Below are 15,540 nucleotides of genomic sequence, written 5' to 3'. Positions count from 1 at the left end.
GGTCGCCGGGGGTGCCGGCCACCATGGCAGCGCGGGCTAGAATGAGAGTAATTCTCATTGACTCACCCCTGTTTTCATGTCCTCCCCCGCTGCCGCAGCCCCGATCGACGCGCTCTACCGCGAGCATCGCGACTGGGTGCAAGGCTGGTTGCGGCGCCGGCTGGGTGACGGCCACACGGCCGCGGACCTGACGCAGGACACCTTCGTGCGCGTCATCGTGGGCGGCCAGACGCAGGCCATCCGCGAGCCGCGCGCCTACCTGACCACGCTGGCGCAGCGCGTGCTCTACAACTTCTGGCGCCGCCGCGAACTGGAGCGCGCCTGGCTCGATGCGCTCGCGGCCCAGCCCGAAGAGCTGGCGCCGTCGCCCGAGGCCTATGCGCTGGTGCGCGAAGCCATCGAAACGCTGGACCGCTGGCTCGACGGCCTGCCGCCCAAGGTGCGCGAGGCCTTCCTGCTGCGCCAGCTCGAAGGGCTGGCGCACGGCGAGATCGCGGCGCGCATGGACGTGTCGATCACCTCGGTGGAGCGCTACGTCAAGCAGGCCATCGTGCACCTGTACACCTGCCCGGCGCAGGCCGATGCCTGAGGTGCCGGCGCACGCCACGCCGCCGCAGCTCGACGCCGTGACCGAGCAGGCCATCGACTGGCTGGTGCGGCTCGACTCGGGCCACGGCAGCGACAGCGACCGCCGTGCCTTCGCCCACTGGCTCGCCGCCGCCCCCGCGCACGCCGCCGCGTGGGCCACGCTGCAACAGCGGCTCGACCAGCGCATCGCGCCCGCGCTGAACCAGCTGCAAACCGGCGGCCACGCGCCTACCGGCGTGCGCGCCCTGAGCGCGCCGCCACCCGACCACCGCACCCGCCGCCGCGCCCTGCTCGGCGGTGCCACGGTGGCGCTGCTGGGCGCCGCGGGCGGCAGTGCGCTGTGGGCCGACCGGCGCGCGCCGCTGATGGCGTGGTCCGCCGACCTGCACACCGGCACCGCCGAGCGCAGGCGCTTCGTTCTGGACGACGGCAGCGACGTGCTGCTGGACGCACGCTCGGCCGCCGACCTGCACTTCAGCCCCACGCAGCGCCTGGTGCGGCTGCGCGCGGGCGCGCTCATCGTGCAGGTCGCTTCCGAAGCGCAGCGGCCTTTTGTGGTGCAGAGCGCGCAGGGCAGCGTGCGCGCGCTGGGCACGCGCTTCATGGTGCGGCAGGACGAGGGACGCACGCTGGTGTCGGTGCTGGAACACAGCGTACGGCTGATGCCGATGCGGGAAGACGTTCGCATGGCTCCCACCGACCTGGCCGAAGGCCGCAGCGCATGGCTGCAGGCCGACCGCGTGGAGCCCTTGACCGACACGCGCACCGACCCGAGCGCCTGGTCCACCGGCGTGCTCGAGGTGCACGACCAGCCGCTGGCCGACGTGCTCGACGCGCTGCGCCCGTACACGCCCGCCATCCTGCGCGCCAGCCCCGAGGCCGCGCGCGTCGGCGTCTACGGCGTCTATCCGCTGGACCGGCCGATGGAGGTGCTGCAGGCGCTGGTCGACACGCTGCCGCTGCGCGTGCGCCGCTGGGGCGACTGGGTGGTGTACGTGGACGTGCGCGGCAGCTGAAAAAACGCCTCGGTACTGCGTCGGCACTGCATCTACAGCGACGGCCTGACGGGTTTGCGACCCCTCGCGGGACATACAGGGTTGAACGCACCGATCAACCGCACCGATTCGAGGATGTCCGACGTGACACTGCCCCTTCTTCCGTCCGCCAAGCGCCTGCCCCAACGCCCGTCCCAACGTTCGCCAGTGCCCCTGCGCCAAGCCGCCCTCGCGCTGGCCGCCCTGCTCGCTTGCAGCACCGCGGCGTTCGCGCAGACCCTGCCCGCTTCACCCGATTCACGCACGGCGGTCGACGGCGCCATGGCCTGGAACCTGCCGGCCGACGACATGGGCATCGTGCTCGCGCGCATCGCTCGCCAGGGCGGGCGAAGCATCAGCGCCGCCCCCGCCCTGGTGGCCGGGCGCCGCGCCCACGCCGTGCAGGGCCGCTTCACCGTGGCGCAGGCCGCGCAGCAGGCGCTCGCGGGCAGCGGGCTGGCGTTGGCGCAGACGCCGGGCGGCACGCTGACCGTGGTCGCCACCGCAGCGGCAGCCCCGTCTTCCTCATCGGACGCGGGCTCGACGCTGGCCGAAGTGCGCGTCATCGCGGACGCCGACCGCAGCGGCACCACCGAAGGCACCGGCAGCTACGCCGCGCGCGGCCCCAGCGTCGCGGCCACCGGGCTCAACCTGAGCCTGAAGGACACGCCGCAGTCCATCAGCGTGATGACGCAGCAGCGCATCGAGGACGAGAACCTCACCAGCATCAACCAGGTGCTGGCGCGCACGCCGGGCATCTCGACCTCGGTGCTGGGCACCGAGCGCTCGGCGGCCAGCGCGCGCGGCTACGCCATCACCAACTACCAGCTCGACGGCGTCAGCACCCACACCGAGTTCCTGGGGCTGGACGCCCTGCCCTCGCAAAGCATCGCCGACATGGCGCTGTACGACCGCGTCGAGGTGCTGCGCGGCGCCTCGGGCCTGACCACGGGCGCGGGCGACCCCTCCGGCATCATCAACATGGTGCGCAAGAAGCCCACCGCCGCCTTCCAGGGCTCGGTCGAAGCCAGCGTCGGTTCGTGGGGCGATCGCCGCGCGGTGCTCGACCTGTCGAGCCCGCTGAACGCATCGGGCAGCGTGCGCGGGCGCATGGTCGCGCTGCACCAGCAGGGCGACAGCTACATCGACAACTACAGCAAGAAGAAGGACGTGCTCTACGGCGTGGTCGAGGCCGACCTGACTTCATCGCTGAAGCTCACCGCCGGCATCGACCGCCAGGAGAACCGCTCGCGCGGATCGCTGTCGTACCTGGGCTACCCGCTGTTCAACAGCAGCGGCGAGCAGGCCGATTTTCCCGTGTCCTTCAGCGGCGCCGGGCGCAACAACCGCTTCAACACCAATTCCACCAGCGGCTTCCTCACGCTGGAGCAGTCGTTCGCCAACGACTGGAAGCTCAAGCTCTCGGCCAACTACCTGCGCTCCAAACAGCGCGAAGACTCCACCTACCTGGCGGTCAACAGCAGCCTGTTCGACAAGTTCACCGGCGACGGCCTGCGCCTGAACAGCGAGCGCCGCGACTACGACCTGCACAACAAGACCGTCGACCTGAAGCTGAGCGGCCCGTTCACCCTGTTCGGGCGCCAGCACGAGGCGCTGATCGGCATCGACTACACCGACTTCCGCAGCCTGACCAACGGCAGCTTCGACATCACGGGCATCAATGGTGCGGCCGTCAACGTGTACAGCTGGAACCGGGCCGACAACCCCGTATTCGGCGAGCGCTTCGTCACCTTCGACAGCACGCGCCGCCAGAAGAGCATCTACGGCGCGGGCCGCTTCCAGCTGAGCGACCAGCTCAAGCTCATCGTGGGCGGCAAGCTGCTGGACTACGACAGCGACTACATCACCGACACCACCGCCGGCTACCACACGACCTCGCCGTCGTCCGAGCGAAGCAAGTTCACGCCCTATGCCGGCCTGGTGTACGAGCTGAACCCCACCCACACGCTCTACGCGAGCTTTGCCACCATCTACAACCCGCAGAGCGCGCTCGACCGCAACGGCAACCTGCTGGCCGCGCAGGAGGGCAACACCTACGAAGCCGGCGTGAAGAGCAGCTTTCTCGACGGCCGCGTGACCAGCAGCGCCGCCGTCTACCAGATCCGCCAGGACAACATTTCAGAACCGGACGAGGGCCACTTCATTCCCGGCACCACCGCCACCGCCTCGCGCGCCGTGAAGGGTGCGAAGACGCAGGGCATCGACCTGGAACTCACCGGCGCGCTCACCCGCGACTGGAACCTGACGGCCTCGTACAACTACAGCGCCTCCAAGGACGCGACCGGCCAGCGCATCAACACCACCTTCCCGCGCCAGATGGCCCGCCTGTGGACCACCTACCGGTTGCCCGGCGAGTGGCGCCGGGTGACGCTGGGCGGCGGCGTGGAGTGGAACGGCGGCATCAGCTACACGGGCAATGCCTGGCAGATCGACCGCACCGTCACCGCACGACAAAACGCGTATGCCGTGGCCAGCCTGATGGCCCGCTACGACGTCAACGACAAGCTGTCGCTGACGCTCAATGTGCAGAACCTGTTCGATCGCAAGTACATCGCCTCGATGTCGGGCTGGTGGTACTCGGGCACGTACGGGGCGCCGCGCAGCGCGCAGGTGATTGCGCGGTACAAGTTCTGAGGGGAGGCGGGGCGCGTGGCTTTTTCAGCGCGAGCCTATCGCGTCGTGCCCACCCGGCCGCTGGCCTTCCTGATCCTGTCTCGCAAGGACAGGAAGTAGGCTGAATCGGCCGCCGTCGCCGGTGCCGACACGGCGCTCTGCAGAAGCAGCGCACGCAACTGCACTCTGTCTTGATCCTTTTGAATCAGCGCTCGCACTTAATCGCTGCCGGTTTCATGTGCGCGTCGCGCCACTTGTTCATCTACAAAGGACTTCATTGCATCGGGCAGGCAGATGTTGATGGTGCGCATGAGCGGCAGGTTACGCGGTTCGGCGACGGACCTCAATCCAGCGTCGCACCCGACTGCTTCACCAGCTTCTGGTGCTTCGCCAGTTCAGCCTTGAAAAATGCCGGCGCCAGGTCGGGCCCCGTGTCCAGAAGCGTGAGCCCCTGCGCCGCGAAGGCTGTCTGCGCCTCCGGCGATGCGAGCGCGGCCTTCACTGCCGCGTAGTCGCTGTCGACCACGGTCTTCGGCAGCCCGCCCGGGCCGATCAGCGCAATCCATGCATCGAAGCTGTACTTCGGCACGCCCGCCTCGGCCACCGTCGGCACGTCGGGCAGCGCCGCGGAACGCGCCGATGTCGACACGGCCAGCGCGCGCAAGGTGCCCGCCTTCACCTGCGGGCCGACCTGCGAGATGGAAACGAAACCCAGTTGCACCTGCCCGCCGATCATGTCGGTGATGAGCGGTCCGGTGCCGCGGTAGGGCACGTGCTTCATGTCGATGCCGGTCTCGCTGATGAGCAGTTCGCCCGCCAGGTGCAGGGTGCTGCCGTTGCCGGCCGAGCCGTAGTTGAGCTTGCCGGGGTTGGCCTTGGCATAGGCCAGCAAGCCCTTCACGTCGCGCACCGGCAGCGCCGGGTTCACCACCAGCACCAGCGGCACGGTGGCCAGCACGGCGATGGGCGTGATGTCCTTCAGGGTGTCGTACGGCATGGTCTTGTAGATGCCGGGGTTGATCACGTGGTTCGACGAGATCATGCCGAGCGTGAGCCCGTCTTTCGGCGCCTTCACGATCTGGGCGGTGCCCGGAATGCCGCCGGCGCCCACGAGGTTCTCTACCACCACCGGGTGGCCGGTGGCCTTGCCGAAAGCCGGCGCGATGGCGCGCGCGACGGCGTCCACGGTGGAGCCCGCGGCCAGCGGCACGACCATACGAAGCGGCTTGTCTTGCGTGTCTTTCTCGGCATGGGCCGCGTTGATGCAACTGCAGGCGAGCAGCGCCGCCAGCGCGGCGCGGCGTGACATCGGGGGGTTCATGGGCTTGTCTCCTTGTTGTTGATCTGTGCGCTCAGGCGTGGCGTTGCTGCAGCGTCTCGAACGACACGAGCTCGCCGGCGATGGCGCTGGCCGCCACGGTCGGCGGGCTCGCGAGCCACACCTGGCCCGGCCCGCCGCGGCCGGGAAAGTTGCGGTTGATGGCGCTCACGCTGACCTGCTCCGGCGCCGCGGAACCGCCGGGGCCGCAGTTGCCGCAGGCGCCGCACGAGGGCTGCAGCATGCGCGCGCCGACTTTCTCGAAGGCGTCCATGTAGCCCTGCGCAATGCAGTGGTCGCGCACGGCGGTGGTGCCGAACTGCAGAAAGAGCTGCACGTGGGGCGCCACCTTCAGGCCACGGTCGGCGGCCCAGCGCAGCACCGCGTGGTAGTGCGCGAAGTCTTCTCGCTTGCCGGCGGTGCACGAGCCGCCATAGGCGATGTCGATGCGCACGGGGGCCTCCACCTGCGCCTGCAACTGCGCCAGGGGCAGGCCGTTGCCGGGGTCGCCCGGGCGCGCCACCATCGGCGGCACGCGCGCGCAATCGACGCGCAGGGTGTGGGCGTAGTCGGCGCCTTCGTCGCTGTGCATCCATGGCGCGAGCGCCACGTCGATGCCGCGGCGCTCGCGCAGGAAGCGCACGGTTTCCGCATCGGGTGCGACGATGCCGGTAAAGCCGCCGAGCTCGGCCGTCATGTTGGTGAGCGTGGCGCGCTCGTCGGTGCCCAGCGCCGCGACGGCCTCGCCGCAGAACTCGAACACCTTGCCCACGCCGCCACCGCCGCGGATGAACGGCTGCGCGAGCAGGTGCAGCACGATGTCCTTGGCCGTGACGCCCACCGGCACGCGGCCCTCGAGCACGACGCGCAGCGACTGCGGCACCGTGAGCCGCACGGCGCCTGTGACGAAGGCGTTGGCCATGTCGGTGGTGCCGACGCCGAAGGCCACGCAACCGAGGGCGCCGCTGTGCGGCGTGTGCGAATCGGTGCCGACGACGAGCTGGCCAGGCAGCGCGTAGTGCTCGGACACCATCGCATGCGAGATGCCCGCCACGTTGCGCCCACCGTCATTGGCCACGTCCACCTCTGCCTCGGCCTCTGTCAGCGTGCGGTGCGAGCGCAACGCATAGGTGGCCGCGAAGTCGCGCTGCGCCTCGACCATGCGGTGCACGTTGGGCACCAGCCCGGCACGCACGTGCGCGGGGCTTTCCTCGACATAGGAGGTGTGGTCTTCGAACACGATGACCGAGGCCGGATCGCGCAACGCCAGCGGCCGGCCGAAGGTGGCGTGCAGCATGTGCGCGGCCATGCCGGTGTAGTACTCGTGAATGAAGCGCCAGTCGGCGCGCACGAAGGCGCCGTCGCCGGCCGCGGGGTGCGCCTCGGTCAGCTCGGTGGCCAGAGCATGGCGGGCCACGATCTTTTCGAACAGGGTGCGAGGGCGTTCTGCCGGTGCACCGGGCCGGCCCGCCTCATCAGCCCGCCCCGCTTCATCGCGCACGGCCGTGATGTCACGCATGAACCGCTGGCCGAAGCGAAGCAGCCCGCCGCTTCGCAGGATGGCTGCGGCCAGCGCGTCGCGGCCGGCCACCAGCTCGTCGAGCGTGATCGCCTCGCCGGCCTGGATGCGTTCGACCAGCCCGAAGTCGGTCGAGGTGAACAGGCCGATGTTGTCGGCGTTCTGCCGGTAGATGCGCTCGAAGCTCTCGGCAATCACCAGCCGCACGCCGGCCCACTTCTCCGCCGCCGGGCTGTGCTCGCGCGAAGACCCCTTGCCGTAGCGCGTGCCGGCCACCACCACTTCCACGCCGTGGGTGCGAATGGCGTCTGTGCCGATGGGCGTCGCGTCGCCCGCCCTGAAACCGGTGTACGGATAGCGACCGAGCGTGTCGTCGTAGTGCGTGAGGATGGGCAGTGGCGTGATCTCGTCGGTCGAGATGTCGTCGCGCAAGGGGCGCGCCTCGGCGAGCGGAACGCGCTCGCCGCGCAGGCTGCGCATTACCGTGTCGGGCGACCGGCTCAGGAAGAGAACGGCCGGTGCGAACAGCAGGGCTGAAGGACTTGAGTCGCTGGCTGGCAAGGTGGCTGGCATGCCCCATCTTCACGGGCAGGCCGCAGCACGAAAAGCGCCGATGCGGCAGACGGGCTCTCGCAAAATGCGAGATCGGGTCTTACCCTTGCAGCCGCTCGATCAGCGCCGCGACCGCGCGCGGCCGCGGCGTCTTGCGCAGCGCGAACATGCGCAGCTCGCGCTGGGCCCACGGTTCGTCGAGCGGGCGCCGCACGAAGCGCGGGTTGCCCGCGTAGGCCGCGGCGGCGCTCTGCGGAATCACGGCGATGCCCATGCCCGCCTCGACCATGCGGCAGACCGCATCGAAGCTGCTGACCGACACGGTGGGCGCGAAGGGCTTGCGCAGCGCCTCGGCGCGTTCGTGCAGCGACCGGTCAAGGGCGCCGCCCTGGTGCACGCCGATCAGCGGATGTTCGAGCGCCTGCGCGAAGCGCATCGCCCGCTTCCCGGCCAGCGCATGGCCGGCCGGCAGCACCACCTGCAGCGGGTCGGTGGCGAAGTGCCACGACTCCAGCCCCGCGGGCAACGGCACGTGCACACCTACCCCCACATCGGCGCGATCGTCTAGACAGGCGCGGATCACGTCGCGCGTGTTCTGCTCCTGCAGCGACACCTGCACCTCGGGGAACGCGGCCATGAACGCGCGCAGCCGCTCCGGCAGGAAGCCGATGACGGCCGACATGTTGGCGCAGAGCCGCACCGTGCCGCGCACCTCGTCGCCTTCGGTCTGCACTTCGCGCACCAGGGCCTGCAGGTCTTCGTCGATTTTCTCGCCGCGCGCCAGCACCAGCCGGCCCGCATCGGTGAGCACGACGCCGCGCGGGGAGCGAATGAGCAGCGGCGTGCCGAAGGCATGCTCCAGGTCGGCCAGGCGCCTGCTGAGCGCGGAGGGCGCGATGTGCTCCTGCTCGGCGGCACGCACGATGGAGCCCGCCCGTGCGGCGGAAACGAACAAGCGAACACTGTAGGGGTCGACGCGGCGGGCCAAGATGGGCTTCGGGAGTGAGGCCGACATTGTCGGCCCCATGCTGCGTTCGCGGTCACCGTCGCCGTCGCCGTGGCCGTGGCTGCGCATCAAAGCGCCGCGGAGTCCTCGTCGCTCGCCGCGCGCGCTTCGCTCTCGGTCATCTGCACCTCGCTCGCGAGCAGCGGCTTGCCGATGGGCGCCGCCGCCGTGCCGGCCCGCACGGCCGCCATGTCGGCCTCGTTCGGGTACTGCCCCGCGATCCAGTAGTCGAACACGCGCCGCACGATGGGCGCCGCGTGCGCCGCGCCGAAGCCCGCGTTCTCCACGATGGCCGCGACCGCGATGGACGGGTTCTCGGCGGGCGCGAAGGCCATGTACAGCGCATGGTCGCGCTGGCGGGCGTCCAGCGCCTTGCCGCTGGCGCGCGCCTTCGGGCTCAGGCCCACGGCCTGCGCGGTGCCGGTCTTGCCGGCCGAGGTGTAGGCCGCGCCCGCGAACACGCGCGTGCCGGTGCCGCCCTGCGTGACCGCGACCATGGCGTTGCGCACCACGTCGACGTGCTTCCTCGCATAGCCCAGGTCCTGCGGCGGCGGCTGCACCTGCCGCACCACGCGGTCGCTTACCGTGTCCTTGATGGCCCGCACCAGGTGCGGCTGGTAGCGCACGCCCGCGTTGGCCAGCGTGGCGTTGGCCGAGGCGAGCTGCAGCATGGTGAAGCTGTTGTAGCCCTGGCCGATGCCCAGCGAAATGGTCTCGCCCGCGTGCCACTGCTTCATGTCGGCGCGGCGGTAGGCATTGCGCTTCCACGTGGTGCTGGGCAGCACGCCGCGCACCTCGCCCTTCAGGTCGATGCCAGTGAACTGGCCGAAGCCCAGCGGGGCCATGAAGTCGTGGATCAGGTCCACGCCCATCTCGGTGGCCAGCGAATAGAAGTAGGTGTTGCTCGAGAACTGGATCGCGCGGTGCATGTCCACGCCGCCCAGCCCGCCGCGGTGGCTGAGAAAGGTGCGCCCGCCGAAGTTGTAGTAGCCCGGGTCGTTCTCCACCGTGGTGGCGGCGCGCTTGCCGGTCTGCAGCGCGGCCATCGCCATGAAGGGCTTGTAGGTGGAGCCCGGCGGGTAGGTGCCGCGCAGCGCGCGGTTCAGCAGCGGGTTGTCGGGCGACTCGGTCAGCGCCTTCCAGCTCTCGGTGTCGATGCCTTCGACGAACAGGTTGGGGTCGAAGGTGGGCTTGCTCACGAAGGCCAGCACCTCGCCGGTCTTGGGGTCGATGGCCACGAGCGCGCCGCGCCGCTCGCCGAACATGTCTTCCACCAGCTTCTGCAGCTTGATGTCCAGCGACAGCATCACGGTGTTGCCGGGCGTGGCCGCGTGGCGCGCAAGGCGGCGCACGGCACGCCCGCCGGCCGATGTTTCCATCTGCTCGGCGCCGGTCTGCCCGTGCAGCACCTGCTCGTAGCTCTGCTCCACGCCGAGCTTGCCGATGTGGTCGGTGCCGCGGTAGTTGGCGCGCTCTTCTTCGTCCCAGTCTTCCATCGCGGTCTTCTCGCGCTGGTTGATGCGGCCGATGTAGCCGACCACGTGCGAGGCCACCTCGCCGTGCGGGTAGCTGCGCAGCAGCCGCGCCTTGATCTCCACGCCCGGAAAGCGATAGCGCTGGGCCGCGAAGCGCGCGACCTCCTCGTCGCTCAGGCGCGTGCGGATGGGCACGGAGTCGAAGCTGCGCGAGTCTTCGCGCAGCCGCTGGAAGCGGCGCCGGTCGCCGGGCGTCACGTTCACCAGCGTGGCGAGTTCGTCGACGGTGGCGGCGATGTCGCCGGCCTTCGACGGCGTGATCTCCAGCGTGTACGCGGCGTAGTTGGACGCCAGCACCACGCCGTTGCGGTCGACGATGAGCCCGCGGTTGGGCACGATCGGCACGATGGCGGTGCGGTTGCTTTCGGCGCGGTCGGCCAGCTCGTCGTAGCGCACCACCTGCAGGTGGACCAGGCGCGCGCCGATCAGGCCGAAGCCGAAGAGCACCACTCCGCCAATGACCAGCAGGCGGCGGCGAAAGCGCGAGAGCTCGGCGCCGGTGTCGCGAATTTCATCTTTCATCGGGAGAACAAATACCTTTCGCTCACATCACGCGAATGCCGAGCTCGCTGACCAGCGTGGCGGCCTGGTCGGAGGAAATGATGGCGCCCTTGAAGAACTGCGCCACGTGCGCAATGCGCAGGCCGCCGAGGTCGACCGAGCGCAGGTCGGCGCCGTCGAAGCGTGCGTTCTTCAGGTTGGCGTCGCGCAGGCTGCCGCCTTCGAACACGGCGTCGCGAAAGTCGCAGCCGCCGAGGTCGGCGTCGGAGAAGTCGAGCCGCTCCAGCGTCTGCTTGCGAAACGACATGCCGCGCAGGTCGGCACCGGACAGCAGCGAATCGTGAAAGCCGATGCCGAGCACCTGCGCTTCGTGAAAGTGCGCGCCGGTGAGCTTGACCTCGGTGAATAGCGTGGCCGACAGCTTGGCGCGGTGCCAGCCGGTGTTGTTCAGGTCGCAGGCCATGAAGCGTGCGTCGGTGAGGTCTGCCATTTCGAAGTCGGCCTGGCGCGTGCGGCACGACATCCAGCGGCTGTCGGCCAACTGGGTCTTGCGGAACACGGCCTCGGCGAAGCTGCAGTCGACGAACTTCGCGCGGCGCAGGTCGAGGCCGGACAGGTCGGTGCCGTCGAAGTCGCACTGCTCGAAATGCAGCGCGGCGGGTGCGTCGGCGAGCAGGCGCTTCAGTCGGTCGCGGTCGATGGTTTCGCCGGCGAGGGTGGGGGCGGTGGAAGCGTCGGTCATGGAAGAAGCGGGAAAGAGGGATGAGAGACGCCAGGGGGCGCGTCGGTTCCTTGAAGCTTGCAGTGATTGCAATGGTTCGGATGGTCGGGATGTTTGCCCACCGTGGGGAGGCGATGCGTCGCTGGCGAACGTGCTCATCGCTTCACCGCCTTGGCGCACAGCGCCAGCAGCATCGAGAGCACGCGGGCCTTGTGCGCCGCGTCGAGGTCGTACACACCGAGCATCTGCGAGAACCAGAAGCCGTCGGCCGCCAGGCGGCACACCAGGAGCAGGTCTGGCGCCTTCACGGCCAGGTGGTCGGTGGCGAGCTCGATCTTCATGCGCTCGTTCCAGCGTTCGCGGTACTCGGGCGTGCCGAGCGCGAGCAGGCCGATGGCCAACTGCATCTCGATGTCGTCGGGCCCGCCATCGCTGTCGAAACAGGTGCGGATGTAGGCGCGCGCGTTGCGCCCCGGCGTCGCGGACTCGGCCGCCAGCAGGCGCGCGAAGCGGTTCTCGAACTCCGCGAAGAGCTGGTCGGACAGCGCGTCGAGCAAGGCCCTCTTGTTGGGAAAGTGGTGCTGCAGGCCGCCCTTGGTCACGCCGGCACGCCGCGAAACTTCGTCGAGCGTGACCGCGTGCGCGCCCTCGCCCACGAGGAGCAGGCGGGCCACGCTGAGCAGCTGCTGGCGCACGACTTCGGGTTGTTTCTGGCGGCGGTGGGCTTCGGTCATGCGGGCGTTTTCTTGGTGTTTTTATAAACAATCCATCTGGATGGTTTGTTGAGTTTACTTCGGCACCGCGTGTGCCCGTTTCGCGTCGGTAGACTGGCGGCCCGTCTTCGGCCCCTCTCTTTCTTGACGACTTCTTCCACCATGCAGACTTACCGCGATGTGCCTGCCCAAGCCGATGCACTGGCACAGCGGCTGCGCGCCGGTGACGTGTTCGCCTACCCCACCGAAGCCGTGATGGGCCTGGGCTGCGATCCGTCGAACGAGGCCGCGGTGACGCGCATCTGCAAGCTCAAGCAGCGTCAGGTCGAGCAAGGCGTGTTGCTGATCGCGGCCGACTTCTCGCAGGTAGCGCCCTATGTCGACATGGCGCAGGTTCCGCAGGCCGCGCTCGACCGCGTGCTGGCGAGTTGGCCCGGGCCTTTCACCTGGATTTTTCCGCGCAGCGAGCGTGTGCCGGCGTGGGTGTCGGGCCGGCACGCCGGCATTGCGCTGCGCGTGACGGACCATCCGGTGGCGGCCGCGCTGTGCCGCGCCTTCGGTGGTGCGCTGGTGTCGACCAGCGCCAACCCGCATGGCCTGCCGGCCGCGCGAACGGGCGACGAAGTGCGCTCGTATTTCCCGCTGGGCATCGATGTGCTGGTCGACGACGCCGTGGGCGGGCTCGCGCGGCCGAGCGAGATTCGCGATGTGCTGACGGGGGAGCTGGTGCGCGGTTAAGGCTGCGGTACGGGCTGTAGTTCGGCCAGCAGAGCAGGCGGCAGTTCAGGCGGCAGCGCCACCGCGAGTTCGGGCACCGGTTCAAGGGACAGCTCGGGTGCCGGCGTCCAGAAGCCCTGCATCTCCATCAGCCCCGCGCTGCCCTGCGCGTGCAGGTAACCCGCCGTGGTGCCCACCGACACATGGCCCAGGTTGTTCTGCACCACATGGATCGGCACCGGCGAGCGCCCCTGCCTGCCCTGCAGCGCGTGCGCACCGTGCGCATGGCGAAGCCAATGGATGCTGGCGCGCCGAAGGTGCTCGGCCTGCGCCTCGTCGAGCGTCTGCGCGGCGCGCGCGACGAAGAGCTTGATGGCGCTGTAGAAACCCGAGGCCGACCACGGCTTCGGGTGCTCGGGCAGCAGGTCGAAGCGCGCGAGCACGTGGATGTGGCTGTTGCCCGGCGCACCCACCTGTCGCTCGAAGCCGTGGTGCGCGAGCTCTTCTTCCAGGTCGGCCACGAGGTCGGCGGGCACCGGCACTTCACGCCTGCGCCCGGCCTTGCCGTTGACCGACAGCAGCCATCCGCCGGCGTCGCGCCCGTCGGGCGTGCGGTACGTAACCCTTTGCAGGTCGCCGCAGGTGGCACCCGTGATTTCGGCCAGCCGCAGCCCCGTCGCGTAGACCCAGCGCATGCCGCGGCGCAGGCGCCGTCCCGCTTCGGTGGCTGCATGTTTGGCAAGCAGGCTGTCGAGGTGCGCCCACTGCTCGAGGCTCAGCGTGCGGTGCTGCCCGATGGCGCGCGGCGCCTCGACGGGTTCGGTCATCGCAGCGAAGGGGTTGCGCAGCAGGTAGTTCTCGCGCATCAAGAAGGCGAACAGACTGCGCAGGATGGCCATGGCCTGGCGCACCGCCGTCGGTGCCAGCGGCCCTTCGAGCGGCCGCCACAGCGGTGACCAGCGCTGGTTGTGGCGTGGCCCGCACCAGGCCACGGGCGGGGCGCCGAGGAAGCGGCGATAAGCCACCGCATCTTCAACATCCAGCGAGGACAAGGCCGCGCGCCGTTCGAGCACCGCCCACAGCAGCAGGCGCTCGGCCTCCCTGCGGTAGGAACGTTGCGTAGGAGAGAGTTCGCCGGGCTCGTCTTGCGCTTGCGCGCACTTGGCTGCGAGCCATGCACCGATGGCCTCGTGATCGGTCTGCGCCGCGATCCGGCACTGATCCTGCGCGGCGCGGTGGCGGCCGCTGCGGCCATCGAGTTCGGGCGGGGACACGAACTTCTCATAGGGAACAAGGGCCGTGCCGCTTGGAACGACCGCGGCGAGGTCGAGCGCGCTCACCTGGTGGCGGCGCTTCGCGGCATGGGAGCCCACGCGCAGGCGTAGTGGCTCTTCGTTGGCGCGCAGCCAGTCGAGGATGCGCCCGGCCTTGCGCTCGCCCACGCCGGGCACCTTGACCCACCAGCGCGCGCCGGTCTGGTTGATGTGCGCAACCAAGGCGGCCAGGGTCGCGAGGCCGCCGCGCTCCAGGCGCTCGGCCATCGCGTGGTTGAGCCAGGTGGACACGCTGTCGCCGGGGCGAGGGTCTTGCGCCGTATGGCTTTCGAGCCAGCGCAGGGCTTCGAGTTGCCGCTCGACGACGCGCATGCGGCGCGACGCGCGGCCCGTGCCTGCGCGGCTGTCGGCTTGCGCGCCGCCCGGATACGCGGCCTCGTAGGCTTCGATCTGCTCGGCTTCGGAGAAATCTTCCAGGCCCTGCGCAAGCGCGAAATCGCTGAGGCTCGGGAGCGGCGTCGCCGGCGAGAACTGCTCGGGGTCGAGGAGGATGAGGCGCGCGGTACCGGGGCGCTGCTCGCGGCGCGCGGCGGCGGCGAACTCGTCGCGGATCCACGCGATGGTGCGGCGCACGACCCGCAGGTCGGTATGCTCGCCTTCCAGCCGCAGGTAGCGGTCCCAGCTGGTGCGCTCGTCGATGCCCTGCGCCAAGGCCCGCATAAAGGCGAAATGGCCTCGATGGAGTTTGCGGGGGGGTGGTGGGGTCATGGTGCTGGAGGGCGCTGTTTGTTTATGTCAGCGCCAGAACTGCCACCAGGCGCGCACTGGGGTGGGTTCCGGTGGCGCGGGCGGCGTTTGCGCGGACTCTGCGGCCTCGCGCATGCGGCGGCGCAGTTCGACTTCCAGCGCGTGCGCCGTGCCATAGGCTTCGCGCTCGCCTCTCTGAGCGCGGGCGCGCCAGGTCAAAGCCAGATCCTCGAGGGTCGCGTCATCGAAGTGTGCGAAGGGTGATGACGTGCCGGGTGATGTCATGAAGTCCTGTGGTGTGCTGAATCGGATTGATCAGGGCCATTCTATTTCGATGATTACGCGAATAATCATCCACGCAATATTTGGATGCATTTCTAGAGTTTGCAGCGTGAGTCGAGATTAAGTTATTGATTTGGCTAGGGATATTTGGCCTAGCAGTGGTTGTGCTGCTTAGCAACGCTCGTGACCAACGACTGATTTTGCAGTTGGCAACGCGTATTTGAGGTCGTTCCTGTGCTGTATCCAGGAAGTCCTGACCCGTGGTCTAGATATTGGCTGCAACCTGCTGTCGCATCAAGGGAATCTTCTTGAAGCCTGCGCTTACTTTCGTTCGTTCCGAGTTGCCTGCTGTTTTGAATGCGCGATCCGTAGCACTGAGCCGTGCGGCGTCGATAAGGG

General features: G+C 69.2%; 12 protein-coding genes. 4 read left to right on the top strand and 8 right to left on the bottom strand.

What is annotated here, in order from left to right:
• Nucleotides 1–76 precede the first annotated feature (76 nt).
• The 3 genes from AB6807_RS28160 (at nt 77) to AB6807_RS28150 (ending at nt 4,277) form a co-directional block, all read left to right on the top strand.
• Complete coding sequence (locus AB6807_RS28160) at nt 77–589, top strand: sigma-70 family RNA polymerase sigma factor (protein WP_371087131.1); 513 nt, start codon at nt 77–79, stop codon at nt 587–589.
• Nucleotides 582–1,604 (top strand): FecR domain-containing protein, encoded by a 1,023-nt coding sequence (locus tag AB6807_RS28155; RefSeq protein WP_371087130.1) that lies wholly within the window; start codon nt 582–584, stop codon nt 1,602–1,604. The genes AB6807_RS28160 and AB6807_RS28155 overlap by 8 nt, the downstream gene beginning before the upstream one ends.
• A 186-nt stretch (nt 1,605–1,790) precedes the next feature.
• Nucleotides 1,791–4,277, top strand: a complete 2,487-nt coding sequence (locus AB6807_RS28150; protein WP_371087129.1) for a TonB-dependent siderophore receptor — start codon at nt 1,791–1,793, stop codon at nt 4,275–4,277.
• Between the two features lie 322 nt (nt 4,278–4,599).
• Here the strand turns inward: AB6807_RS28150 and AB6807_RS28145 are convergent, their stop codons facing one another.
• The 6 genes from AB6807_RS28145 to AB6807_RS28120 form a co-directional block, all read right to left on the bottom strand.
• A complete protein-coding gene (locus AB6807_RS28145) occupies nt 4,600–5,577 on the bottom strand; it encodes a tripartite tricarboxylate transporter substrate binding protein (RefSeq protein ID WP_371087128.1) in 978 nt (325 codons plus the stop codon).
• Between the two features lie 31 nt (nt 5,578–5,608).
• A complete protein-coding gene (locus tag AB6807_RS28140) occupies nt 5,609–7,666 on the bottom strand; it encodes an aconitase family protein (RefSeq protein ID WP_371087127.1) in 2,058 nt (685 codons plus the stop codon).
• Nucleotides 7,667–7,745: 79 nt separating this feature from the next.
• A complete protein-coding gene (locus AB6807_RS28135) occupies nt 7,746–8,660 on the bottom strand; it encodes a LysR substrate-binding domain-containing protein (RefSeq protein ID WP_371087126.1) in 915 nt (304 codons plus the stop codon).
• Between the two features lie 59 nt (nt 8,661–8,719).
• Nucleotides 8,720–10,708, bottom strand: a complete 1,989-nt coding sequence (gene mrdA / locus AB6807_RS28130; RefSeq protein WP_371087125.1) for a penicillin-binding protein 2 — start codon at nt 10,706–10,708, stop codon at nt 8,720–8,722.
• Between the two features lie 22 nt (nt 10,709–10,730).
• Nucleotides 10,731–11,429 (bottom strand): pentapeptide repeat-containing protein, encoded by a 699-nt coding sequence (locus AB6807_RS28125; protein WP_371087124.1) that lies wholly within the window; start codon nt 11,427–11,429, stop codon nt 10,731–10,733.
• 134 nt (nt 11,430–11,563) lie between these two features.
• Nucleotides 11,564–12,142, bottom strand: a complete 579-nt coding sequence (locus AB6807_RS28120; RefSeq protein ID WP_371087123.1) for a TetR/AcrR family transcriptional regulator — start codon at nt 12,140–12,142, stop codon at nt 11,564–11,566.
• Between the two features lie 141 nt (nt 12,143–12,283).
• Here AB6807_RS28120 and AB6807_RS28115 point away from each other — a divergent pair, with 141 nt between their 5' ends.
• Complete coding sequence (locus AB6807_RS28115) at nt 12,284–12,859, top strand: Sua5/YciO/YrdC/YwlC family protein (RefSeq protein ID WP_371087122.1); 576 nt, start codon at nt 12,284–12,286, stop codon at nt 12,857–12,859.
• Here the strand turns inward: AB6807_RS28115 and AB6807_RS28110 are convergent.
• Together AB6807_RS28110 and AB6807_RS28105 are read right to left on the bottom strand one after the other, a co-directional pair.
• Complete coding sequence (locus AB6807_RS28110; RefSeq protein WP_371087121.1) at nt 12,856–14,832, bottom strand: phage integrase family protein; 1,977 nt, start codon at nt 14,830–14,832, stop codon at nt 12,856–12,858. The two genes, AB6807_RS28115 and AB6807_RS28110, sit on opposite strands and share 4 nt — an antisense overlap.
• 75 nt (nt 14,833–14,907) lie before the next feature.
• The gene (locus AB6807_RS28105; RefSeq protein ID WP_371087120.1) at nt 14,908–15,144 is read right to left on the bottom strand and encodes a hypothetical protein; all 237 of its coding nucleotides are present in this window, start codon (nt 15,142–15,144) and stop codon (nt 14,908–14,910) included.
• Nucleotides 15,145–15,540: the final 396 nt, after the last annotated feature.

It is taken from the genome of Variovorax sp. RCC_210 (assembly GCF_041355175.1).
GTDB lineage: Bacteria > Pseudomonadota > Gammaproteobacteria > Burkholderiales > Burkholderiaceae_C > Variovorax.
This window is presented reverse-complemented; position numbering and strand designations above follow the sequence as displayed.